This window comes from Vreelandella sedimenti, from assembly GCF_013416325.1.
Lineage (GTDB): Bacteria > Pseudomonadota > Gammaproteobacteria > Pseudomonadales > Halomonadaceae > Vreelandella > Vreelandella sedimenti.
In genome coordinates this window covers 14,814-37,274 of record NZ_JACCGK010000021.1, presented here as the reverse complement: position 1 = coordinate 37,274, position 22,461 = coordinate 14,814, and the positions used below count along the sequence as shown (strand labels likewise).

Annotated in this window: 25 protein-coding genes; 10 read left to right on the top strand and 15 right to left on the bottom strand. The window is 54.2% G+C overall.

Annotation, left to right across the window (positions count from 1 at the left end):
* Window positions 1-226: 226 nt before the first annotated feature.
* A complete protein-coding gene (locus HZU72_RS20315) occupies window positions 227-874 on the bottom strand; it encodes a class I SAM-dependent methyltransferase (protein ID WP_180095375.1) in 648 nt (215 codons plus the stop codon).
* 115 nt (window positions 875-989) lie between these two features.
* Window positions 990-1,469 carry a VOC family protein gene (locus HZU72_RS20310; RefSeq protein WP_180095372.1) on the bottom strand — a complete coding sequence of 160 codons (480 nt, stop codon included), beginning with the start codon at window positions 1,467-1,469 and terminating at the stop codon, window positions 990-992.
* 570 nt (window positions 1,470-2,039) lie between these two features.
* On the opposite strand from HZU72_RS20310, the gene HZU72_RS20305 reads away from it, so the two are divergent.
* Complete coding sequence (locus HZU72_RS20305) at window positions 2,040-2,666, top strand: OmpW/AlkL family protein (RefSeq protein WP_180095370.1); 627 nt, start codon at window positions 2,040-2,042, stop codon at window positions 2,664-2,666.
* Window positions 2,667-2,745: 79 nt separating this feature from the next.
* Here HZU72_RS20305 and HZU72_RS20300 read toward each other — a convergent pair whose 3' ends face one another.
* The gene (locus tag HZU72_RS20300; RefSeq protein WP_180095367.1) at window positions 2,746-3,081 is read right to left on the bottom strand and encodes a YqcC family protein; all 336 of its coding nucleotides are present in this window, start codon (window positions 3,079-3,081) and stop codon (window positions 2,746-2,748) included.
* A gap of 327 nt (window positions 3,082-3,408) precedes the next feature.
* Here HZU72_RS20300 and HZU72_RS20295 point away from each other — a divergent pair, with 327 nt between their 5' ends.
* The 4 genes from HZU72_RS20295 to HZU72_RS20280 all read left to right on the top strand — a co-directional run bounded on the left by HZU72_RS20295 (window position 3,409) and on the right by HZU72_RS20280 (window position 6,404).
* A complete protein-coding gene (locus HZU72_RS20295; protein WP_180095364.1) occupies window positions 3,409-4,446 on the top strand; it encodes a DUF3549 family protein in 1,038 nt (345 codons plus the stop codon).
* Between the two features lie 33 nt (window positions 4,447-4,479).
* Window positions 4,480-4,920 carry an ATP-dependent zinc protease family protein gene (locus HZU72_RS20290; RefSeq protein WP_088700492.1) on the top strand — a complete coding sequence of 147 codons (441 nt, stop codon included), beginning with the start codon at window positions 4,480-4,482 and terminating at the stop codon, window positions 4,918-4,920.
* Window positions 4,921-4,961: 41 nt separating this feature from the next.
* Window positions 4,962-5,870 (top strand): 30S ribosomal protein S6--L-glutamate ligase, encoded by a 909-nt coding sequence (gene rimK / locus HZU72_RS20285; RefSeq protein WP_009287111.1) that lies wholly within the window; start codon window positions 4,962-4,964, stop codon window positions 5,868-5,870.
* Between the two features lie 87 nt (window positions 5,871-5,957).
* Complete coding sequence (locus HZU72_RS20280; RefSeq protein ID WP_180095361.1) at window positions 5,958-6,404, top strand: hypothetical protein; 447 nt, start codon at window positions 5,958-5,960, stop codon at window positions 6,402-6,404.
* 65 nt (window positions 6,405-6,469) lie between these two features.
* Here HZU72_RS20280 and HZU72_RS20275 read toward each other — a convergent pair whose 3' ends face one another.
* The 7 genes from HZU72_RS20275 to HZU72_RS20245 form a co-directional block, all read right to left on the bottom strand.
* Window positions 6,470-7,192, bottom strand: coding sequence for a SanA/YdcF family protein (locus HZU72_RS20275; RefSeq protein WP_180095358.1), 723 nt, complete (start codon window positions 7,190-7,192; stop codon window positions 6,470-6,472).
* A gap of 18 nt (window positions 7,193-7,210) precedes the next feature.
* On the bottom strand, window positions 7,211-7,780 hold the full coding sequence (gene sufT / locus HZU72_RS20270; protein WP_180095355.1) for a putative Fe-S cluster assembly protein SufT: 570 nt from the start codon (window positions 7,778-7,780) through the stop codon (window positions 7,211-7,213).
* 36 nt (window positions 7,781-7,816) lie between these two features.
* Window positions 7,817-9,112: a cysteine desulfurase gene (locus tag HZU72_RS20265; protein ID WP_180095352.1), complete on the bottom strand. Its 1,296-nt coding sequence runs from the start codon at window positions 9,110-9,112 to the stop codon at window positions 7,817-7,819.
* 26 nt (window positions 9,113-9,138) lie between these two features.
* Window positions 9,139-10,479 carry a Fe-S cluster assembly protein SufD gene (gene sufD / locus HZU72_RS20260; protein WP_180095349.1) on the bottom strand — a complete coding sequence of 447 codons (1,341 nt, stop codon included), beginning with the start codon at window positions 10,477-10,479 and terminating at the stop codon, window positions 9,139-9,141.
* Entirely contained in the window at window positions 10,476-11,225 is a 750-nt protein-coding gene (sufC, locus tag HZU72_RS20255; RefSeq protein ID WP_144812929.1) for a Fe-S cluster assembly ATPase SufC, read from the bottom strand. The genes sufD and sufC overlap by 4 nt, the downstream gene beginning before the upstream one ends.
* 73 nt (window positions 11,226-11,298) lie before the next feature.
* Entirely contained in the window at window positions 11,299-12,741 is a 1,443-nt protein-coding gene (gene sufB, locus HZU72_RS20250) for a Fe-S cluster assembly protein SufB (protein WP_022522975.1), read from the bottom strand.
* A gap of 78 nt (window positions 12,742-12,819) precedes the next feature.
* The gene (locus HZU72_RS20245; RefSeq protein ID WP_022522974.1) at window positions 12,820-13,284 is read right to left on the bottom strand and encodes an SUF system Fe-S cluster assembly regulator; all 465 of its coding nucleotides are present in this window, start codon (window positions 13,282-13,284) and stop codon (window positions 12,820-12,822) included.
* 295 nt (window positions 13,285-13,579) lie between these two features.
* Between HZU72_RS20245 and HZU72_RS20240 the strand changes: the two genes are divergently transcribed.
* Window positions 13,580-13,783, top strand: coding sequence for a putative motility protein (locus tag HZU72_RS20240; RefSeq protein WP_144812926.1), 204 nt, complete (start codon window positions 13,580-13,582; stop codon window positions 13,781-13,783).
* Between the two features lie 74 nt (window positions 13,784-13,857).
* On the opposite strand, the gene HZU72_RS20235 is transcribed toward HZU72_RS20240, so the two are convergent.
* From HZU72_RS20235 to HZU72_RS20225, 3 genes are all read right to left on the bottom strand, one after another.
* Complete coding sequence (locus HZU72_RS20235) at window positions 13,858-14,199, bottom strand: zinc ribbon domain-containing protein YjdM (protein WP_144812921.1); 342 nt, start codon at window positions 14,197-14,199, stop codon at window positions 13,858-13,860.
* Window positions 14,200-14,275: 76 nt separating this feature from the next.
* Window positions 14,276-14,752, bottom strand: coding sequence for a YbhB/YbcL family Raf kinase inhibitor-like protein (locus HZU72_RS20230; protein ID WP_180095346.1), 477 nt, complete (start codon window positions 14,750-14,752; stop codon window positions 14,276-14,278).
* Window positions 14,753-14,795: 43 nt separating this feature from the next.
* Window positions 14,796-15,170, bottom strand: a complete 375-nt coding sequence (locus HZU72_RS20225; protein WP_180095343.1) for a thiol-disulfide oxidoreductase DCC family protein — start codon at window positions 15,168-15,170, stop codon at window positions 14,796-14,798.
* A 93-nt stretch (window positions 15,171-15,263) separates the two neighbouring features.
* Between HZU72_RS20225 and HZU72_RS20220 the strand changes: the two genes are divergently transcribed.
* Together HZU72_RS20220 and HZU72_RS20215 are read left to right on the top strand one after the other, a co-directional pair.
* Window positions 15,264-15,740: a flavodoxin family protein gene (locus tag HZU72_RS20220; protein WP_180095341.1), complete on the top strand. Its 477-nt coding sequence runs from the start codon at window positions 15,264-15,266 to the stop codon at window positions 15,738-15,740.
* A 150-nt stretch (window positions 15,741-15,890) separates the two neighbouring features.
* Window positions 15,891-16,979, top strand: a complete 1,089-nt coding sequence (locus HZU72_RS20215; RefSeq protein ID WP_180095338.1) for a histone deacetylase family protein — start codon at window positions 15,891-15,893, stop codon at window positions 16,977-16,979.
* 90 nt (window positions 16,980-17,069) lie between these two features.
* Here the strand turns inward: HZU72_RS20215 and fadA are convergent, their stop codons facing one another.
* Both fadA and fadB read right to left on the bottom strand, forming a co-directional pair.
* Window positions 17,070-18,248: an acetyl-CoA C-acyltransferase FadA gene (gene fadA / locus HZU72_RS20210; RefSeq protein ID WP_180095335.1), complete on the bottom strand. Its 1,179-nt coding sequence runs from the start codon at window positions 18,246-18,248 to the stop codon at window positions 17,070-17,072.
* Between the two features lie 23 nt (window positions 18,249-18,271).
* On the bottom strand, window positions 18,272-20,458 hold the full coding sequence (gene fadB / locus HZU72_RS20205) for a fatty acid oxidation complex subunit alpha FadB (RefSeq protein WP_180095332.1): 2,187 nt from the start codon (window positions 20,456-20,458) through the stop codon (window positions 18,272-18,274).
* Between the two features lie 310 nt (window positions 20,459-20,768).
* On the opposite strand from fadB, the gene HZU72_RS20200 reads away from it, so the two are divergent.
* Entirely contained in the window at window positions 20,769-21,923 is a 1,155-nt protein-coding gene (locus HZU72_RS20200) for a DUF5924 family protein (protein WP_180095329.1), read from the top strand.
* A gap of 75 nt (window positions 21,924-21,998) precedes the next feature.
* A complete protein-coding gene (gene slyA / locus HZU72_RS20195; protein WP_180095326.1) occupies window positions 21,999-22,451 on the top strand; it encodes a transcriptional regulator SlyA in 453 nt (150 codons plus the stop codon).
* Window positions 22,452-22,461: the final 10 nt, after the last annotated feature.

The following is a 22,461-nucleotide window of genomic DNA, read 5'->3' as shown; positions in this document are numbered from 1 at the left end:
CAGGTCAGCTATCAGACTGGCAGAAATAATTCCATACAGAATGACGAAAAGCCCTTTTTTAAGAGTAGCCGGTGCTTCCACTGTCTAGTGAAAAAATAGGTCATTTGATCAAAGCTCTCTGAACTCTTCTGACGGAGATTCTAGACTCAATACCAATCGCTGAATCAGCTGTGCTCGCTCCTCTTTTGGCAGCTGGAGCGCCTCGATTTCTAAGCTTTAACGCCGCCTAAGTACGCGCGGTTACGGAATGGTGGTAAAGCCGCAATGCAGTAACCTCGCCGTGACTAGCCTTGTTAAGTGGCTTTGTGAAAAAGGCACGGTAGCTTTGCGCATCCTTGCCACTCATGGTAGTTGTGCCAACAACCTCGTCATGGAAATACTGAAAGCCCCCAAATAGCTCCTGCAGTTCCTCAGGCCTGCTATAGCGCATCGATATTCCTAGGCCTGAAGTAAAAACCGCCCTTTCTTCTGAACAAAACTCAGCAATGTGAACGACCCCACCGGGCTTCAATACACGCGTAATCTCCGCCACTGCTACGGCCCGCTCCTCCAATGAAGTAATGCACGTAAAAACCGCACAAGCCACGACTGCGTCGAACGTCCCGTCATGAAAGGGCAGTACTGCTTTAGATGAATGCAACAGAGAAAGTCTGGGGAACATTCTATGCCCTCGCTCAACCATTACAGAAGACGGATCTATACCCGTTACATCGGTGTACCCGCACTCAGTCAACTCCTTAACGATCCGGCCATAGCCACACCCAAAATCAAGCACTTTGGCGTGCAGGTTAACCATACCGAGAAATCGTTCCCGATCTATTTCCAGGTTGAAGTTGGCTTGGCTTGCGACTTTATCCCAACCTTCTGAGAACATGCTATTTCCCACTAACGCAGAGTGAACCGGCGATTTAAAGTGGCACTACTTTTCAAAAGACGCCGTAAATTGTCAGAGTTGCACTTATTGTTAGTTGTTAGGTTGTTAGGCGGTTTCATGGGAACGAAAATAGGTTAACGAGAAGCCCATTCGGGTCAGCGACCATGAAGCGTCTCATACCAAAGCTTTCATCGCGCAGTCCGTGATCGATTTGGAAACCGCGCTTCACTGTTTCGGCGTACGCGGCATCAACATCTTCAACTTGTACGGAAATGATGACACCCTGGGCACCATGCTGAAAGACCTCCGGCGTAAACTCATGCCTAAGCCGCACAATGCCAACTTGAAGCTGAGGATTGGTTGGTGATGCCATTTGGATGTACCAACCCTGGTGTTCAAACCCGACAACGAAACCAAGCAGATCCATGTAAAAATCTCTAGTCTCCTCCATTCTATCCGTGCAGATGTTCGGAATAAGTCTCGTGACTGATATATTTCTTATCCCGGTTTTTTTATTTGGCATGATGCCTCCGCCGATTAGGTTGAATGCTATAGATTGGGCCGTCTCATCGCCTACCTGTTTATTAATGCGCATGTGCGTTTTCCCTGGAAAGCTCAACTTCACCAAAAAGTTACAAAACATAGACATATAATGGAAAATCACCAGCACACATACTAAAGCTCGATAGAACAATGCGAATGCACGTTATGATCCAAGTCATCTTTACAAGTTGCACATATACAAGCAAAGGCATTTATCAAACCGTTGCTATCTATAGGTTTAATACAACCGTACCCGCAAATTTGAGCACATGCCCAGCCAATGATAAGGAAAAACACGCATTGCAGATCGAAAACACTTGATAGCGCTGTCTTTATATACAAAATTAAGATGGAAGGCTCTAGATGGCCAGTGGCCCGCTCCTTAATTAGGTAGCCTTGCCGTTTAGATGACAGGTCAGGTGCATTGTCACGGTAAGGCCTCGTGCATTTTAGCCCTGGGCTCCCGGCCCTACGCCCCCCCCCTAAATCCCACTTGTCTAATAACCCTTGCCCTGGATCAATAATCCACTCCCTGGGTCTCGTTACACTTGTTGCATCGTTAAGCGGCTATCGAAAGGCCGCCCTGTTTTGCTACTACTCGTTAGAACCCAGGAGTGAATCCATGCGTAAAGCCGCCCTGCCTACCTTATTCGTCACCACTCTTGCTGCTGTGGCAATGATGCCCAGCAGTCAGGCATTCGCCTACGGCGCTGGCGATTTCTTCACCCGCGTGGGTGTGGCCAAAGTCGCCCCCACCAGCGACAACGGCTCTTTGGCCAACGGTGCACTATCAGTGGATGTACAGGATAAAACCGATTTCGCGTTCACCTTGGGCTATCGCTTCCACGACAAAGTCGGCGTGGAGCTCCTGGCCGCGCTGCCGTTTGAACACGACATCCATTTAAACGGCGATAACATTGCCTCAACCAAGCACCTGCCGCCTACCCTAACACTGCAGTACTACCCGCTGGGCGGCACTCAGTCACGCGTACAGCCCTATGTCGGCGCCGGTATTAACTACACCTTTTTCTCCGATGAGGAGCTGACAATTGGCGATTTAGACCTGGATGACTCCTGGGGCGCAGCAGGCCAGGTAGGTGTTGATCTATTAATTGATGACCATTGGGCGCTGAACGCCGCTGCTTGGTACATCGATATCGATACCGATGCGAGCGTTAACGGTGCGGCGGCAGGTACCGTTGAGATCGACCCTCTCGTGGTCATGGCGGGCCTAAGTTACCGCTTCTAAGCCACTTGCAAAACCGCTAGCACTTGTTATCCACAAAGCCTGCCTCACGGCGGGCTTTGTGCGTTTAGTGGCACGCTTTTTAAGTGCTTTCAGTGACGATCTGATCGACCTTTTCTACTGCCCGCACAATCAGCAGTTGGTGGTGGGCAGGTGTGTTCTCCTGCTGCAAATAGGCCGCCACGGCGGGAGCCACCTCGCACTTCGCGGGCATGGCTGCACGGGCATCCATCAAAGCGTTCAAGCGGGCAATAAACACAAAGCGTATCCATTGAGGCAGCGACATCGTGTCGATGCAAAATGGCTGCTGGCTGGCAAACGCCTCTGCATCGGGTGTTGGCATGCGCCATAAATCGGCGGCTTTCATCGACGCTTCAAGCTCTAGAAGCGCTGTCTGCAACGGTTGATAAGTACTCATAAAGACGTGTGTCACTACCTCGGAAAATGAAAAGTGTGTCGTCTGCCCATTATCCCCACTCGGCGGGTGCCTTGCCACCTATCAACGCTTGCGGAAAGTTATCCATAGACTCACAGAAAACCTGCACGAGCCTGTGGATAAACTATGGAAAGGTGTCGCAACGCGTGCTCTCACGGGGCTTTCGCACAGTTGATTAATTTTTAACCGTATTGTCATTAATGCTAATGCCTTAAGGCACTGTCATTAACGCCATGTTTTATCAGTCACTGCGGCTGACAGTGTCACATCAGCAAGGTAGAGTGCAGGCTTGCAACGCGGAAGGATGTCATGCAACCAATTCAAACCCTTGATGAGTTTTTTACCCGCAGCGGTGGCGAGGTTTCTCTTTACCATATGGGGCGCCATGTCGTCCCCTGCCCGCGGGAGTCACTCGCCGCCTTTGAAGGTGGCGAAATGGCCTGGCCAGAACCCTGGCAAGGCCAAGCGCGCTTAGCCATTGTGTTTCGCCTTGGCGATATGCCCGAGCCGGCTATTTGGTTCTTAGCCTTGCCACTGGATGAACAGGGAATGATTGCCCCCGCCCAGCGCGATGCGTTTCTAAACCGGCTGCTGGAAACACTGGGGCGTGCGGTGTCTAACGTGGGTCGTGAAGAAACAGCGGACGTGGATCACTTAATGAAGGATAATACCCTCGCCTTCACGCCTAGCGTCACCTTCCAAGCCATGCTCAATGCACGCGCCACCCATGCGCGTGGGCTACCCGCCAGCCAGCATTTTGAGCCGGTTGATGCCTACTTGAGCGGCCAGCAAGCAATCGATTGGCAGGCGTTGGGGTTACAAGGGATTGCCGATTACGTCGTAAGAATGGAAATACTTGACGCTGAATCGCTCGCGCAGCGGCTGCCTGAACTGCCTACCGCCGTTATCCACTCCTTGTGCTACTGTTTAGAGCACCAGCCATTGCCACAGGCGTTAGTCGCGGCACTGCAGCGTCGTGGCGAAGCCGCTGCACAAGCGGGCGACATCGAAACGCTGTGTGCCTGTCTGCGTGCAGTGGGCAATACGGATGCATCAGAGGTGGGCATTTGGTACACGGCCTTACTTAACGACTCAGCGGCCTGTGGGCCGGATGTGCTCGCGGCAATAGCCGGGCGTGGCTGGGGCTATCTTGAAGATGCACAGCGCCTGCCACTTTTTCTGCAACGCTTAGCAGAAGATGAGCGTAGCGATTTTGCCGCCGTAGTGCGTGATATTGCGTTAATACCACGACTACGCTTACCGGTCATGATGGCACTGCGGGATGCGCCTGCTGGCTCCGCAACTCAACGCCGTTTGACACTGATGATGTCACAGAGGAACGCTTGATCCGATGTCACTTTTAATTGCAAGGAGTGAGCCGTGAAGGAATTACCCTATCAGGCCAAAGCGGTCATTGGCCGCCGCGAGATGGTGACGCTACCTGAGCTTGGGCTTCACCTATGCTGTAAAGCTGACACTGGCGCGCGAACATCTGCTCTGCACGCAGAAGAGATAGAGACACATGAAGATGAACATGGTCAACTGTGGGTCAGCTTTATTACCCACAGCGGCGGCCCGGAAACGCCGGCCCACCGCTACAGTTTGCACTTGCATGATCGGCGCCGCGTTACCAGCTCCAACGGTCATAGCGAGTGGCGTTATGTAATACGTACCCCTATGCAGATGGGCGATTTGAATTTTCCAGTTGAACTGACCCTTACTGACCGCAGCAATATGCGTCACCCGATGCTACTAGGACGCCGCGCAATGCGCCGACTCATGGTGGCACCCGGCGCGGCATTTTTGCACGGTGAGCCTTAACCCCTTATTAGTCGCCTCAATCTAAGCTCGGAGTCTCCTACATGCATATCGCTCTGCTGTCACGCAATCGCAATTTGTACTCTACCCGCCGCCTGGTTGAAGCCGCAGAGCAGCGTGGGCATACCGCCCGCGTGGTGGACACGCTGCGTTGCTATATGAGTATTACATCGCACCACCCTTCGATTCACTATAAAGGCCAAGAGATTGAGCCTTTCGATGCGGTGATACCGCGCATTGGTTCATCGGTCACCTTTTACGGCTGTGCCGTGCTGCGCCAGTTTGAAATGATGGGCACCTACGTTATCAACGATAACGTCTCGATTACCCGTTCGCGGGATAAATTGCGCTCACTGCAACTGCTGTCACGTAAAGGGCTGGGGCTGCCAATTACCGGTTTTGCCCACTCCCCCGATGACATTCCCGACCTAATCACCATGGTCAAAGGCGCGCCGCTGGTCATCAAGCTGCTCGAAGGCACCCAGGGGATTGGTGTGGTATTGGCGGAAACCAACCAGGCCGCTGAATCCGTCATTCAAGCGTTCATGGGCATGAAAGCCAATATCATGGTGCAGGAGTACATCAAAGAGGCGCGTGGCGCCGATATTCGCTGCTTCGTGATTGGCGATAAAGTGGTGGCTTCAATGAAGCGCCAGGCGGCGGACGGTGAGTTTCGCTCGAATCTACACCGCGGCGGCACCGCCACCGTGATCCGCATCACCCCTGAAGAGCGTTCAACGGCGATCCGTGCAGCCAAAGCCATGGGTCTGCGCGTTGCCGGTGTCGATTTGCTACGCTCCAATCACGGCCCGGTGATTATGGAAGTCAACTCTTCGCCTGGTTTGCAGGGCATTGAGAACGCCACCGGCAAAGATATTGCGGGAATGATCATTGAGCACATTGAAAGAAACGCTTCACCAGCCCGTAAAGCACCCCCCAAGCCTAAAGGCTAAGGCAAAATATTAAAATAATCCGCTTCGGGGGTGGCAAATAGTCGCTGTCCCCCCCACAATCTGCGTCACCGAAGGAGGTAGACGCTCATGTTTCTCGATAATCGCCAAGTGGCGATGGACAGCGTATTGGAAGCGCTGGCCGATAGCATTGATTATTTCCAAGACAATATTGAACGCTTGCGCCCGTCGCTGCGTGACGCTTTAAAGCCGCATTATGCTTCGCGGCTCAAGCAGATGCGCCAGCTGCAGGAGCTAGCCCGTGCGCATTTAAAAATGCTGCCCCGGGATGCAGACGTTGAGCGAGATGATTTTTTATGGCTTTGGAGCCGTCTAAAAAGCTTTGTCGGCAACGATAGCCAAGTACTCATCAATGAGCTATTGGAGCAAGAGCGTGTATTAATGCAGGCGCTCTCCTCTCTGTATACCCACCCGTTACCTGATCCCATTGAACCGGTGGTAGAAGAGTGCATGCAGGGGTGCCGTAAGCTTATCCGCGAGCTGTATGCGCTGCAAAAGCGCAAAACCCACCGCTAACGCCCTTTAGACACACTGCTAGGGGCTTTAAGCTATCTATTGCTCAAAGGGCTACAGACAAAGGGCTATGGAGGGCTAAAGCGCTCGTTCAGTGATGGCAGAATAAGGTCTATGGGCGTCCGCCTGGGTAACTCGATAGGCTCAGGCGTACCGAGAAAATAGGGCTCCCTCCCCCATACATAGAGATCGCCCAGGGTGGCTACGCGCGCTGCCCACTCGCGCAGCTTTAAACGCCACCCCACTGCTACGGTAGGATCATCCGCCACACAGCCAGTGACATCGATCCCTAGCGCACGACCAATAAATACCGCACGGGGAAGATGCCAGCTCTGGGTGATCAGCAGGGCTTTATCCAGTTGAAAGACGTCCCGGGCACGCGCTAGCGTGTCGTAGGTGCTAAAACCAGCAAAGTCCATAGTCAGCTGTTCAGACGCGACACCGCGTCGATACAGTTCGCGCCACATTGCGCGCGGCTCGTTATACGCCTGGGTACGATTATCCCCAGAGAGTAAAAGATGCTCGATCTGAGTCTGCTCAATTAAAGTAGCAGCGGTTCGCATGCGCGCATGGAAGTGCGGGTTTCGCACCCCGCTACGCGTCCAGTGAGACGTACCGAAGACAATCCCCACTTCAGCTGGACGACACTGCTGCGGCTGACGCTCAATGTATGCGGCGGTAGTCGCGAGCACCCAAAAATTGCCGCCTATAAACAGCAATGTCGCCAGCAGCAATAGGGCTCCTAGCGACATTAAAAAACGCTTCGACCACGTTAATAACACGTTATGCATCCAGCTCCCCAGCCGGGGTTAGAACATGCCGAGTTCAAGCTTGGCCTCGTCACTCATCATGTCACGGCTCCAGGGCGGGCTGAAGACTATTTCGGTGTGAACCTTGCTGATCTGCGGCGCACCGAGGATTTTATTGCGCGCATCCGCCGCGATCACATCGCCCATCCCACATCCAGGGGCGGTCAGCGTCATGCGGATAGTTACCATACGCTCACCACTGATAAGGCGCTCGATGCGGCAGCCGTAGACAAGCCCTAAGTCAACGATATTGACCGGTATCTCCGGGTCAAAGCAGGTGCGCAGTTGATCCCACACGAACTGTTCAATCTCTTCCTCGGTCGCCGTTTCGGGCAGCGTAGAACGCGGTAGCGACTCAAGCCCCAGGGCATCCAGGTTTTGCCCCTCAATCAAATAGAGGCGCCCCTCAAAACCGACGCTTACCGTACTGCCTTTCGCCTGCATAACGCTAACAACGCTATCTTCAGCCAGTGTTTCCGTACTGCCAAACGGAATGGCAATGGCTTCCACATCGCGCTGGAGCGGTAACTGTTGGCCACGTTCCAGACTGGCAACTTGCTCAAGATCCATAACTGTCCTTAAATGACGATTCTTAAAGAACCGACCTTAACGCACCATACCAATGACACGTTGGAGTGCTTCTACAAAGCGATCCACTTCTTCGAGCGTATTATACGCAGCAAATGAAGCACGGCACGTCGCGTCGACCCCAAAATGATGCAACAAGGGCTGCGCGCAGTGGTGACCGGTACGAATAGCGACGCCAAGCTGATCGATCAGCAGGCCAATATCTTGCGAATGCGCCCCTTCCACAATAAATGAAAGAACAGCCGCTTTATCCGGCGCAGTGCCTAAAATACGCAGACCATCGATTTGACCGACCGCCTGGGTAGCGTGATCGAGCAACTGGCCTTCCCAGGCACCGATGGCGTCTATGCCAATGCTCTCCATCCACTCAAGCGCTCGGCCCAGAGCAATTACCTCCGCAATAGCGGGCGTGCCCGCTTCAAACTTATGCGGAATAGCGGCAAAAGTGGTACCCGCATCAAAGGAGACCGTGCTGATCATCTCCCCGCCCCCCTGCCAGGGCGGCATCGCTTCAAGCAGCGCCTGCTTGCCGTAGAGCGTGCCAACGCCTGTCGGCCCGTATACTTTGTGGCCAGAGAAGGCATAGAAGTCAGCATCGATTGCCTGCACATCGACCACTTGGTGAGGTGCTGCCTGAGCACCATCAATCAGGATCAGCGCACCCTGCTGATGGGCAAGCGTTGCCATCTCTTGCACCGGGTTAATGGTTCCCAGGGCATTAGAGACATGGTTCACCGCCACCAGTTTAGTGCGCTCACTCAGCAGCGAGCGATAGGCAGCCATATCCAGCGCGCCGTTGGCCTCAACGGGAATCACCTTAATGGTAAAGCCAATCTCGGCGGCCAACAGCTGCCAGGGAACAATATTGGAGTGATGCTCCAACATCGAAATCAGTACCTCATCGCCAGGGGCGAGGTTTTTACGCCCCCAGCTATGCACGACCAGATTAATCGCTTCCGTAGTGCCGCGGGTAAAGATGATCTGACGCGCATCTTCCGCATTAAGGAACGCCTTAACCCGGTGACGCGTGCCTTCAAACGCCGCCGTCGCCTCATCGGCGAGAGTATGCAGCCCGCGGTGAATATTGGCGTTATAGCGCGAGAAGTAATCGCTAAACACGTCAATCACCTGCTGAGGCGTTTGGCTAGTGGCCGCATTATCTAAATAGATCAGCGGCTTGCCGTGCACCTCACGAGCCAGCACCGGAAAGTCCTGGCGCAGACGCATAACATCAAAGGTCGTTTGCGCAGGGCTCGTTTGCAAAGGGCCTGTTTGAAAAGAGCGAGGCGTTGGCTCAATAACGGAATGTGGCATCAGACGCTCCTGATTGGGTAGTGGCGCTAGTCGTTAAGTGAAACCGCCGCTTCGACAAGCCCGGCAAGGTTGAAGCGCTCTGGCAGCTTACCGGCGACCGCTAACTCAACGCGCTCGGCAATCGCATCCAGGGTGACTTTGTCCAACACCTCGCCAGCGAAAGCGAGCGTTAGCAGACCACGAGCGGTGGCTTCATCAATACCGCGGGTGCGCAGCGCATAAATCGCCTCTTCGTCTAGCTGGCCGGTAGTCGTGCCGTGTGAGCACTTAACGTCATCGGCGTAAATCTCAAGCTCAGGCTTGGCATCAATGTGGGCGCGATCCGATAGCAGTAGGTTTTGATTACTCTGAAAACCTTCGATCTTCTGGCTATCGCGCTTGACATAGACCTTGCCGTTAAACACCCCGTGGGCGCGATCATCCAGAATGCCCTTGTAGTTCTCATTGGAGAACGTCAGCGGCGCATTGTGGTTGACCTTGGTATGGTTGTCGACGTGTTGGCGACCCTGACCAAAGAACAGACCCAGGAAGTTGGTTTCAGCGCCCTGGCCGTTCAAGTCACTGATCAGGTCATTGCGAACCAGCGCACCGCCCAGGCTCAGGTTGTAGGAGGTATAGCGCGTATCGCGTCCCTGCTCTACGTGAATGCTCGCCACGTGCAAATCACCCAACGGCGCTTCTTGCAGCTTGTAGTGGGCCAGTATCGCGCCCCGGTCTAGCATCAGCTCGCCAACCACATTGGTGAAGTTCGTCGCTTCGCTTTCGCCTGTGTAGTGCTCGATCAGCGTCGCCTCGCTGCGGCCTCCTGCTTCCACTAACACCCGCGGGTGACACATCATCGGCTGGCCTGCGCGGGAAAGAAACTGCAGCAGGATGGGCTTCTCAACCACTGTTCCCGGTGCAATGCGAACCACTGCACCCTCTTCCATAAACGCCGTGTTTAGCGCGGCGAAGGGCGAAAAATCCACGCCGGTTAGGCGCCCAAGCGGGCCACCCACGGCTTCGTGGTTCTCTGCTAGCGCCTTGGAAAGCGGTAATACCTGAACGCTTGACGGCAGCGAATCCAAATCAGAGAGCGCCGATGAGAAAACACCATCCACGAAGGTCAGCCGGTAGGCATCAATCGGCAGTGTTAGTGCCGCGGCGGTGGCCGGAGAGAACTCAGCATTGTCGGCTATCGCAAAGTTGCCCTGGGCAATTGAACGTACGTCGGTGTACTTCCACTCTTCATCGCGACGCGTAGGAAAACCCAGCGCCTCAAAACGTGCGGTACCCGCCTGGCGACGAGCGGCAATCCAGGTCGGTTCCGCTGTGTAGTTCGAGCTGCGCGCCTTCAGCGTGTCTAAAAAGGTTTGCGTATCGCTCATGCCACAGACTCCTCGATACCTTCGTACCCATTGGCTTCCAGCTGCTTGGCCAGCTCGGCGTCACCGGTTTTGACAATACGACCATCGACCAGAACGTGAACCTGGTCTGGCACGATGTAATCCAGCAGACGCTGGTAGTGAGTCACCAGCAGAATGGCGCGGTCTTCAGCGCGCAGGCTGTTGACACCATCGGCGACCACTTTCATAGCGTCGATATCCAGGCCGGAGTCGATCTCATCGAGCATCGCAAGCTTCGGCTGAAGCACCAGCATTTGCAGGATCTCGTTACGTTTTTTCTCACCGCCAGAGAAGCCTTCATTAACGGCGCGCTGTAGGAAGCTAGCGTCCATTTTCATGTAACCAAGCTTCTCTTTCACCAGCTTCATAAACTCCGGTGCTGGCATTTCGCCTTCGCCGCGGGCTACGCGCTGGGCATTAAGCGCAGACTTCAGCAGGTAAATGTTTTTAACCCCTGGAATCTCGACCGGGTACTGGAAACCCAACAGCAAGCCAGCCTGGGCGCGCTCTTCAATTTCCATTTCGAGCACATCCTTGCCTTCGAAGGTAACCGTTCCCTGGGTGACTTCGTAGCCATCTTTACCGGCAATCACCGCGGATAGCGTCGATTTACCCGCGCCGTTAGGCCCCATGATGGCGTGCACTTCACCCGCATTGATGGTCAGGGTGAGGCCTTTGAGGATTTCATTGCCTTCGACGGTGACGTGTAAATCTTTCACTTGCAACATATTGAATACCTTCTGATTCTGGCGAGTCGCCACGGCGACACTGATAAAATTGAGTGAACTGGACGACCAGTGATTACCCTACCGCGCCTTCCAGGGTGACGTTGAGCAGCGCTTCGGCTTCAACGGCAAACTCCATCGGCAGCTCTTGGAAAACGTCTTTACAGAAACCATTGACGATCATGCTGACCGCGTCTTCTTCAGAGATACCGCGGCTCTGACAGTAGAACAGCTGGTCTTCACCGATTTTCGAGGTGGTCGCTTCGTGTTCAATGGTCGCGGTACTGTTGCCAATTTCCTGATAAGGAAAAGTGTGCGCGCCGCACTTATCGCCAATCAGCAGGGAGTCGCACTGGGTAAAGTTACGCGCCCCTTTAGCCCGCGGGCCAATTTTCACCAGGCCGCGATAGGATTGGTCACTCCTGCCCGCTGAGATACCTTTGGCGACGATATACGAACGCGTGCCTTCGCCAATATGAATCATCTTGGTGCCGGTATCGGCCTGCTGGCGACCATTGGTAACGGCGACGGAGTAGAACTCGCCGATACTGTCTTTGCCGCGCAGTACGCAGGAGGGGTATTTCCAGGTAATCGCCGAGCCGGTTTCTACCTGTGTCCAGCTAATCCGTGAACGGTCACCGCGGCAGTCGCCGCGCTTGGTGACGAAGTTATAGATACCGCCTACACCATTTTCATCACCGGGGTACCAGTTCTGCACGGTGGAGTATTTGATATAGGCGTCGTCCAGGGCGACAAGCTCGACCACCGCGGCGTGAAGCTGGTTCTCATCGCGCATTGGAGCGGTACAGCCTTCCAGGTAGGAGACCTGGGCACGGCTTTCGCAAATAATCAGCGTGCGCTCAAACTGGCCAGTGTTGGCCGCGTTAATGCGGAAGTACGTAGACAGCTCCATCGGGCAAGTCACGCCTTCCGGCACAAACACAAAGGAGCCATCGGTAAACACCGCTGAGTTCAGCGCGGCAAAGTAGTTGTCTGCCACGGGAACCACGGTGCCCAAATACTGCTTGATCAGCTCTGGGTAGTCACGGATAGCTTCAGAGATAGAGCAGAAAATAACTCCTGCTTCGCCAAGCTGCTTTTTGAAGGTGGTGGCGACTGAAACGGAGTCAAACACCGCATCGACGGCAACGCCTGCCAGCGCGGCGCGTTCGTGCAACGGGATACCCAGTTTCTCATAGGTTTCCAGCAGTTTGGGATCCACTTCATCCAGGCTCTGCGGGCGGTCTTCCGGGCGTTTCGGCGCACTGAAATAGGAGATCGATTGGTAATCAATCGGCGGATAGTCGAGATGCGCCCAGGAAGGAGCTTCCATCTTCAGCCACTGGCGGTAGGCATCCAGGCGCCACTCCAGCATCCACTCCGGCTCGCCCTTCTTTTTGGAGATAAAGGCGATGGTGTTTTCATCCAGGCCAGGTGGCAGGGTGTCGCTCTCAATATCGGTTACAAAGCCATCTTTGTATTCGCGACGAACCAACTGTTCCATTTCTTCGCTTGCCATGGTGATACCCTCCGGGCAGTTGGGTGGCGAGGTCATCGCCTTTAATAATAAATTAGGCCTGCGGTACTCGCGCCGCCGTTAGGCCGACGCCGCCGACAGGCTGATCGTTTGAATAGGCAACTGAACTGGCAGCTTAATCGGCGCTGTATCAGCCAGATGCGCCAGGGTCACGCTCTCTAACAGAGTACGCATGGCCAAGGAGACCCGCTGCCAGTTGTCTGCCACACCGCAGGTAGCCACAAGCTCACAATCGCCTTCTGCTTGGCTGCACTCGGTCATGGCGACGGGGCCTTCAATCGCCGCAATAATATCGGCGGCAGTAATCTGCGATGCGGGACGGGCCAGGCGGTAACCGCCTTGGGCGCCACGCTGGGAAACCAGCAGCCCTGCCCGCACTAGCATTTTGAGCGTTTTACTCACCGTCGGATGGGGCAACTGCACGGCCTCTGCTAACTCTGCCGCCGCATGCGACGCCTGGGAATGGCGGGCAATTTGCGCCATGACCACCGCGGCATAGTCTGTCAGCCGAGAAAGCTTAAGCATGTCGACTCCCTTTATGTCATCACTGCGCAGCAAATCAAATGGTCGCCGCGTCAATTGAGTACCATTTTAGTCCTGTATAAATTTGATGTGAAGCCCCAGAGCAAAATGGATAGCAATTTACGCAAAATATCGGCACGTTCGGCGCTGATAGCATCAAAAACAACAATCATTATCATTTAGAAAAGCTATTACTTCTGTATCTGCTGCTTTGTATTGAGTAGCCGAATCTGATAGCGTCAGAACGTATTAGATGCCCCTACTGTATCAGGCATCCCGATATGTGGAGGAGGCAGCTATGGATGTAGCAGTTAACAACATGGTAAATGCGACGCTGGATATGAAACAGGCGCAAGCGATCCAACGGGCTCAGTTCGGTGTTTTTAAAGAGGCATTAGACGGTCAGGCAGCGCAAATCACCGCTCTGATGGACAGCGTTGCTTTAGATCCACAGCTGGCTGCCAGTGGCAGCGTAGGTACGCAGATTAATACGACTGCGTAATAAACGTTAGGCTAGATAAATCAATAGCCCCTGGTCAATGCCAGGGGCTATTTTTTTAACGATCTGCTTTAGCGCTAGGCTTTCTTAACAAATTCGGATTTCAACTTCATCGGGCCGATACCGTCAATTTTACAATCGATATCGTGATCACCCTCAACCAAGCGAATACTTTTCACTTTGGTGCCCACTTTAACCACCAGTGAACTGCCCTTAACCTTCAAGTCCTTGATCACCGTTACACTATCACCGTTGGCTAGCATATTACCGTTGGCATCACGCACGCCTGAAGCCTCATCAACGCCCTCTTCTTCTACCACTTTTGACCACTCATGGCCGCACTCTGGGCAGACATACTGAAGACCATCATCGTAGCTAAACTCAGAGGCACAGGCAGGACAGTTAGGCAGATCACTCATCAGTCGGCTCCATCACCACGGTTAGAAAGCGATGGAGCCTACACGGGTTACGCAAAATGTCCAGCCAGAGGCTAGATCAATCGCGCTGGTAAGTGCCAACCAAGCGGTTCATTCCTAGCAGGTTCGGTTCTACTTCTTTGAGCAGCTCAGTCAGCGTGAGCCCTTCAGGAAGCGAGGTTTGATGATCCAGCGCCAGCACCCAGAAATAATAAAGATGCGTGCCGTGCCCTTCTGGCGGCATCGGGCCACAATAGCCAGTATCACCTTTATCATTTGCGCCGATGGTGCCCACCGCCGTCTTTTCAGTTAATTCCTGAATATCACCGGGTAGGTTATAGAGCACCCAGTGGACAAAGCCGTAGCTACCGTCTTTGACCAACGGTGCGTCTGGGTCGTGACAGATCACTGCAAACCCCTGGGTTCCCTCGGGAGCGTCTTGCCAAGCAAGGGCTGGCGAAACATCCTCACCTTCCCCGGTGTGCTTGGCAGGGATCGCCTGATGGTCAGCAAACGCCGAGCTGGTAACCTTCATTGATGCAAGTGCAAATGCCATATTTTATCTCCTTGGTTTATCTGATGTGCCTTTCGCTCCCAGCCTAACAACTCCACCGGCCTTGTTTCTTCAGGCGGCGCTTCACCCAGACATCATAAAGCGCCCGCAAGCCCGATTTAATGCCCGGTAGACCAATGATCCAGGCAACCGGCACCAATAAGGGAATACGCTTCATTAGTAAACGGTAAGCATCGATCCCCTCCACCAGTTGCCCTGATTCCGTTTCGATATGCAGAGAACGCAGCGCCATGTCGGGATCAACGCCCTTTTGCTGTAGCGCCTGGTGATGTTCGCTCACATCAAGCCAAGTGATCTCAGCGGCATGCCGCCCCGACCAGTGCTCATAGCGGCGGCGCTCTTTACGACACAGCGGGCACCGCGCATCGTAAAAGACATTGATAGGGGTATTATTGGGCATATAGCCTCTTTAATTAACGACACTGAAGCAGTGTGGCATTTTCAGTACTAGACGCAAACCTTTACATTTTCACTGCTGATTTAGGCTGCTGCCATGACATCTGAGTTCAAAAAACAGCTATTAATTGTTGCCCATGCCCCTTCGGCGAATACCCGCTTACTGTGTGATGCGGCCTTCCAGGGTGCTAGTCATCCCGACCTTGAGAAAGTGCATTGCGTGGTAAAAGCGCCCCTGGAAGCTGGCCCAGACGATGTACTTGCCTGCGATGCGATTCTGCTCGGCACCACAGAAAACCTGGGTTATATGAGCGGTGCCCTCAAGGATTTTTTTGATCGCAGCTACTATTCTGTCATTGAAAAGAAACAGGGATTACCCTGCGCGCTCTATATTCGAGCGGGGCACGATGGCACGGGCACCCAACGCGCAGTAGAAAGCATCGCCACTGGCTTACGCTGGCGATGGGTACAGCCACCGCTCATTTTGCGCGGCGAGTGGCAGCCCTCATTTGCAGATCAGGTAGAAGAACTCAGCATGACCCTAGCGTTTAGTGTTGAGAGCGGCATTGTTTGAGAGTCATAATGCTTGAGAGTGATATTGTATAACCTCGCCTGGCCTGCCTTACTGTAGATAAGCATTTCATGCCCATTGTGCGATTAAAGGGCGGCAGTACTTGCTTGAATTTACTGCTGTGACTTAGCGCACGTACATTAGGTAGCCATTATGCATAAAGTCATTGCTTTCTATGATGATCGGGTGCTCGCTCACGAGCCCAATATTGACGCCGACTTCCTACCTCAGCGAATCGATAAGCGCATTCGACATCTGCTTGCAGGGCTCCCTGTGCCATGGAAATACCCCGAACACCCCGGCCGCTTGAAAGCCATTCAGCACCTGCTTGAGAAAGCGCCCATTGCGGGCCTGCACATTGAAGGTGGCAAAGCAGCCACCCATGAACAACTCGCCAGGGTGCATACCACTTCTTATCTAAGCGATATTTTTAGCCTGCGCGGGAAAAATGCCTGGTTGGATGTGGATACCACCGCGGTCTCACCGGGTAGCGTCGATGCCGCCGCAGTCGCCGCGGGAACGGCCATTGCCGCAGTAGAAGCGGTCATGGAGAGGCGCGCTAAAAGTGCCTTTGCACTTGTGTGTCCGCCAGGGCACCACGCAGAGCCCGTTCGCGCCCGCGGCTTTTGTTTATTCAACAATGTAGCGGTCGCCGCAGCCCATGCGCGCAGCGCGCTGGGTTGCGAAAGAGTGCTGATTGTTGATTGGGACGCCCATCACGGCAACGGCACCCAGGATATTTTTTGGGCAGAGCCGGACGTAATGTTTTTCGATATCCACCGCGCGGCGCCCTTCTATCCCGGCTCAGGCCATCTGGAAGAGGTGGGCGCCGGTTTAGCTGAGGGCACCACGATTAATGTTCCGTTACCGGCTGGCGCTGGCGACGAAGCGTATCTCAAGGCATTTAGTGACATTCTTGCCCCGGCCGCAGCGTGGTTTAAGCCCGACATTATTTTAGTCTCAGCAGGATTTGACCCCCACTGGCACGATTTGGCCTTAAACGTTTCCTATGAAGGTTTTGGCGCACTGACCGGTTTCATGCAACAACTGGCCGAACAACACTGCGATGGCCGTTTGGTGTTTGTATTAGAGGGCGGCTACAACCTGGAGTCACTGGCGAACGGCACAAGAGCTGTGCTTTCGGTACTAGCAGGCAATACCGTACCAGTACCTGATACCTGCGGCATTGCCGAAGTCCAAGCCGCCGCGGATTTCCACCGCACGGCTTTTCAATCGGAATAATTTCGTTGCTCATAAAAACGGCACCTTGGGTGTGTGAGGTGCCGTTTGGCAATGCCGATTGCCGATTTAAAGCAATGAAAAGCTAGATAGTTATTTCAAGCGTTCAAACACCGTCGCAACTCCTTGCCCCATGCCGATACACATGGTTGCCAAGCCCAGAGTGGTATCGCGCTGCTGCATAACGTTCAACAGCGTTGTGCAGATACGTGAACCCGAGCAGCCCAGCGGGTGCCCCAGAGCGATTGCACCACCGTTGAGGTTAACCTTGTCGTCCATCGCATCCAGGAAGCCGAGATCTTTCAGCACCGGAATACCCTGCGCCGCGAAGGCCTCGTTGAGTTCAACGGTTTGGATATCTGCCGCGGAAAGACCGGCGATTTTCAGCGCTTTCTTAGACGCGGGTACCGGGCCATAGCCCATGATCGACGCATCACAACCCGCGACGCCTGTAGAGAGCACCTTCGCAATAGGCTCTAAGCCAAGCGCTTGAGCGCGCTCGTAGCTCATCACTGCCATTGCCGAGGCACCCACGGAAAGCGCCGAGGAGGTACCCGCCGTAACCGTACCGTTGCGCGGGTCAAACACCGGTTTCAGATTCGCCATGGACTCCAGGCTAGCGTCACCGCGAATCACTTCATCACGCTGAACCATGACTCTAAAGCCGCGTTGATCGTGGCCTTCGACGCCGATAATTTCGTTATCGAAATAACCCTTCTCCATGGCCGTCTGGGCGCGCTGGTGAGAGCGTACGCCGAATTTATCCTGTTCTTCCCGGGAAACGCCGTGCATTTTACCCAGTAGTTCCGCTGTTAGGCCCATCATCATCGCCGCTTTGGCAGCGTATTTGCTGGCGGCGGGGTTAACGTCAACGCCGTGAGCCATGGGGACGTGCTCCATGTGCTCAACGCCGCCGATGATAAAGAAGTCGCCCATACCCGCTTTGATATTGGCGGCGGCGATATGCAGCGCTGTCATTGAAGAGCCACACAAACGGTTAACGGTTTGCGCGGGCACCGAGCGCGGAATACCGGTCATAATCGCCGCATTACGAGCAATGTTCATCGACTGTTCGAGCGTCTGGTTCACACAGCCCCAGATCACATCATCCACTTCAGAAGGATCTAGATTAGGATTGCGGGTAAACAGCGCCTGCATAGCCGCAGCAGAGAGATTCTCTGCGCGAACATTACGAAAAGCACCATTTTTGGCTTTCGCCATGGCGGTACGAACACCGTCTACCACCACAATGTCTCTCGGATTCAAACTCATCTTATATCTCCTGTGCGTGGTGGTTAGGCCTGGGTGGCAGAGTTATCACGGGAATAGAATTGCTCGTTGTTCTGAGCCATCTGACGCAGCTTGTCGGTGGGCGCGTATAGCGGCCCGAGCTCCGCAGCTAGCCCTTCCGCCAGCTTCACGAACTCTGCAATGCCCATGGCATCGATGTAGCGCAGCGCACCACCGCGGAACGGCGGGAAGCCGATGCCATAGATCAACGCCATATCGGCTTCGGCTGGCGTGGCCACAATGCCATCTTCCAGGCAGCGCACAGTTTCCAAGCAGAGCGGTACCATCATGCGAGCGATAATATCCTCGTCGGAAAACGCTTTATGCTCTTTCACCACCTCTTTGACCAATGCGTAAGCCGCTTCGTCGGTCACTTTCTTCGGCTTCCCCTTCTTGTCCTCTTCGTAGGCGTAAAAGCCCTTGTCGTTCTTCTGGCCTAAACGGTCGTTGTCGTACATGACCTGAATGGCGGTTTTTCCGTCGCGAGCCATACGATCAGGGAAGCCTTCAGCCATTACTTCATTGGCGTGAACGGCGGTATCCAGGCCGACCACGTCCAGCAGGTAGGCCGGGCCCATGGGCCAGCCGAACTTCTCCATCACTTTATCAACGTGCTGGAAGTCAGCGCCCTGCTCAACCAGGAAGCTAAAGCCGCCAAAGTAAGGGAAGAGTACCCGGTTAACCAAGAAGCCTGGGCAGTCATTCACCACAATCGGTGTTTTGCCCATTGCCCGGGCGTAGGCCACGGTGGCGGCAACGGCGGCATCCGAGGTCTTCTCACCACGGATGACTTCTACCAGAGGCATACGGTGTACGGGGTTGAAGAAGTGCATACCGCAGAAATTTTCCGGCCGCTTGAGGTTTTGCGCCAAGCGGTTGATGGAAATCGTCGATGTGTTCGAGGTGAGAATGGTATTTTCGCTCACCATACCTTCCACTTCGGTGAGCACGGCGTCTTTGACTTTGGGGTTTTCAACCACCGCTTCGACGACGAGATCGACGTTGCCAAAATCTCCGTAGGAGAGCGTCGGACGAATATTGGTCAGCTTCTCCGCCATCTGCTCGGTGGTCAGCTTTTTGCGCTCCACCTGTTTGGCAAATAGCTTACGGGCTTCTTTCAGGCCCAGTTCAATGGCGTCATCCTTGATATCTTTCATCACAATCGGTGTGCCTTTAGAGGCACTCTGATAAGCGATACCACCGCCCATGATACCCGCACCCAGCACAGCCGTTTGCTCCACCGGCTGCGCCTGTTTCTGATACTTGCTAGCTTTTTTCTTGACCACTTGGTCGTTCAAGAACAGACCCACCAAGTTGAACGCCACGCTGCTGAGTGCCATCTTGGCGAAAGCTTTGGCTTCAATCGCCTGGGCACGGCCACGCTCCTCGCCAGCGCCTTTCTGAATCACTTTGATCGCTTCTACCGGCGCCGGATAATGAGGCCCCGCTTTACCGGCGACATAGCCTTTCGCCGTTTCAAACGCCATCATCTGCTCAATCGGGTTGAGCTTCAGCGGGCTGGTCTTTTCAGCACGACGGGCCTGGTAATCCAGCTCACCGGCATTAGCACGGTCAAGAATATCCAGCGCGGCTTCTTCCAACTGCTCATCCGTCACCACCGCGTCGACGGCGCCCACTTTTAGCGCGACATCGGCACGGTTTTCGGTACCACCAGCAATCCACTCGATGGCGTTATCGGCGCCAATAATGCGCGGCAAGCGTACACAGCCGCCCCAACCGGGCAGAATGCCGAGCTTGGTTTCTGGCAGGCCGATCTTGGCTTTCTCGCCCATCACACGAAAATCGGTGGTCAGCAATACTTCGCAGCCACCACCCAGCGCCAGACCATTGATCGCCGTTACGGTAGGGAACGGCAGATCTTCAATAGCGTTAAAAATATCGTGAACCTTGAGATTCATCTCCTCAAGATACGCTTCGCCTTTATCAAATAGGCTGTGAAACTCGGTGATATCGGCGCCCACGATAAACACATCTTTCCCGCTCGCAATAAGTAAGCCTTTTAAGCTATTTTCAGCTTGAATGGCTTTTACTGCTTCGCTCAGCTCTGCGACCACCGCGCTGGAAAGCTTGTTGACGGACTCATCTTTCAGATCGAAAGTGAGCATTGCGATATCATTGCCACTCGGGGTGTCACGACGTGTCACCGTGATGGCGTTGCCTTGATAGATCATCCGCGCTCTCTCCACATTTTCGGGCTGGCTCTGAAAAGAGAACCCGCCACATTTCTCATACGGCTTCCACACGACTTTCATACGGTCGTTTGATTGCCTTAGCTTGGTTGAGTTGCCTGATAACGTCAAGCCCAGACTTTTGGCTAATTTACCCATTTAGTAAGACCAGCGTTCTCCGGCTTCCGTTCATAGAGCGCCGTCTGAGTGAATGTAACCGATCCCGCCAGAAACATGGATTTGCAGTAGATCAGCGTTAAGCCTAACAGCCTGTTAGAATCGCGCTTTCTTTTACTTTGCAGGTTATCTTGTTATGGGCGCACTGCTCACGCCTTCGCGTATTGAAGCTATTCAGCAGCGAATTGAACGCATTGTCGAACGCCTCAAGCCCTGGAGCTGGCTTTGGCCACCAATGGCCTTTGCTGCCGGGCTAAGCAGCTTCTTTTTAGTTGATCGTCAGCAGTGGTTAGGCGCAGCGCTGGCGCTGGGACTACTGTTTGCCTGGACGCTACTGCTTTCCGAAGGCTTGATCAGCCGCTGGTTATCGCGTCGGGGCCACCCCACGCCACCGCGGGGCGTAACCACTTTTATTGCCCAGATGATTCACCAGGAGACACTTTTCTTCACCCTGCCGTTTATCATAGTCACCACGGTGTGGAATAGCGGGCAAACGCTGTTTGCGCTTCTGGTGGGCGGTATGGCACTACTGTCGATTATCGATCCACTCTACTTCAAAGTCGCGGAGCGCTGGCGCAGTCTCTATTTCGTCTTTCATGCCCAGTGCGTCTTCCTGGTATTGCTGGTCACGCTCCCCATCATGGTGCACCTGACCACCGGCCAGAGCCTGCTACTGGCCCTGGGGATCACCATTCTGGTAGCTTTGCCGAGTTTTTGGCACTTGCTTAAGCAGCGCTCGCTCAAACGCTGGTGCGCTTTTTTTGTGTTGACGCTGCTACTCGCCTATGGAGCTTGGCTGGGACGTATATGGGTACCGCCTGCCAGTCTCTGGATGACCAGTAGCGCACTCTCTCCTGGTTTTAATGTTGAGCAGCGCCTGCCTCAAGGCTCAATGGCGTTAACGCCACAAGCCATCAGCGAAAATGGCCTTTATGTTTACACCGCTATTCGGGCACCGCGGGGATTAAGTGAAACTATTACCCATGCATGGCATCACAATGGTGTGCCAATGGATGTCGTGGAGCTTAATATCGATGGCGGGCGCGAGCAGGGTTACCGCGCCTGGAGTCACAAACAAAACTTTCCCGAAGATCCTACTGGCGATTGGCGCATTGATATCATGACAGGTACGGGCCAGCGCTTGGGATTAATACGTTTTGAGGTCTCAGACGATGCTCAGCAAGCCACGCTGGCAGATGGAGAGATACGCGCCAGTGGCCTAAGTGGATTAAACTTACGGCGGTTTGTGCCGGGTCGCCCGAACGATGAAGAGGCGCGACCGGAAGATTGAAGGGTTAGCGCCTTGCATTCAGCGGCGTAGCTTATGACAATTCGACTACTCACACTTATTGGCAGCTAGTTACCTATGGCTTCAACGATTGGATTTCGCATCGCACGCTTGCCCCACTTATGGCGCTCCATCTTGGATCGCCGCTTGGCGCCGTTGGGATTAACCCAAACACGCTGGGTGACGCTGTATCACCTGTGGCGTCTTGGCGAAGGCCATCCACAGTGCGATCTCGCCCGTGCGATTGGTGTTGAGGCGCCCTCTCTTGTGCGCACCCTGGGCCAGCTCGAAGAACAAGGCTTAGTTGAGCGCCGAGCCTGCGACAACGACCGTCGCAGCAAGCGGATTTATCTTACCCCTGCCGCGATGCCGCTGTTGGAAAAAATCGACAGCGTTGCGCAACAAGCGCGCAAAGAGATGTTCGCTGGCTTAAGCGAGGAGAACCTCGAACAACTCAACGATTGGTTGGCAGTGATCGAGGCAAACGGCTTGGCGATACAAGCACGGGATCAGGATAATCCGGTATCTTGATCGCTGACTG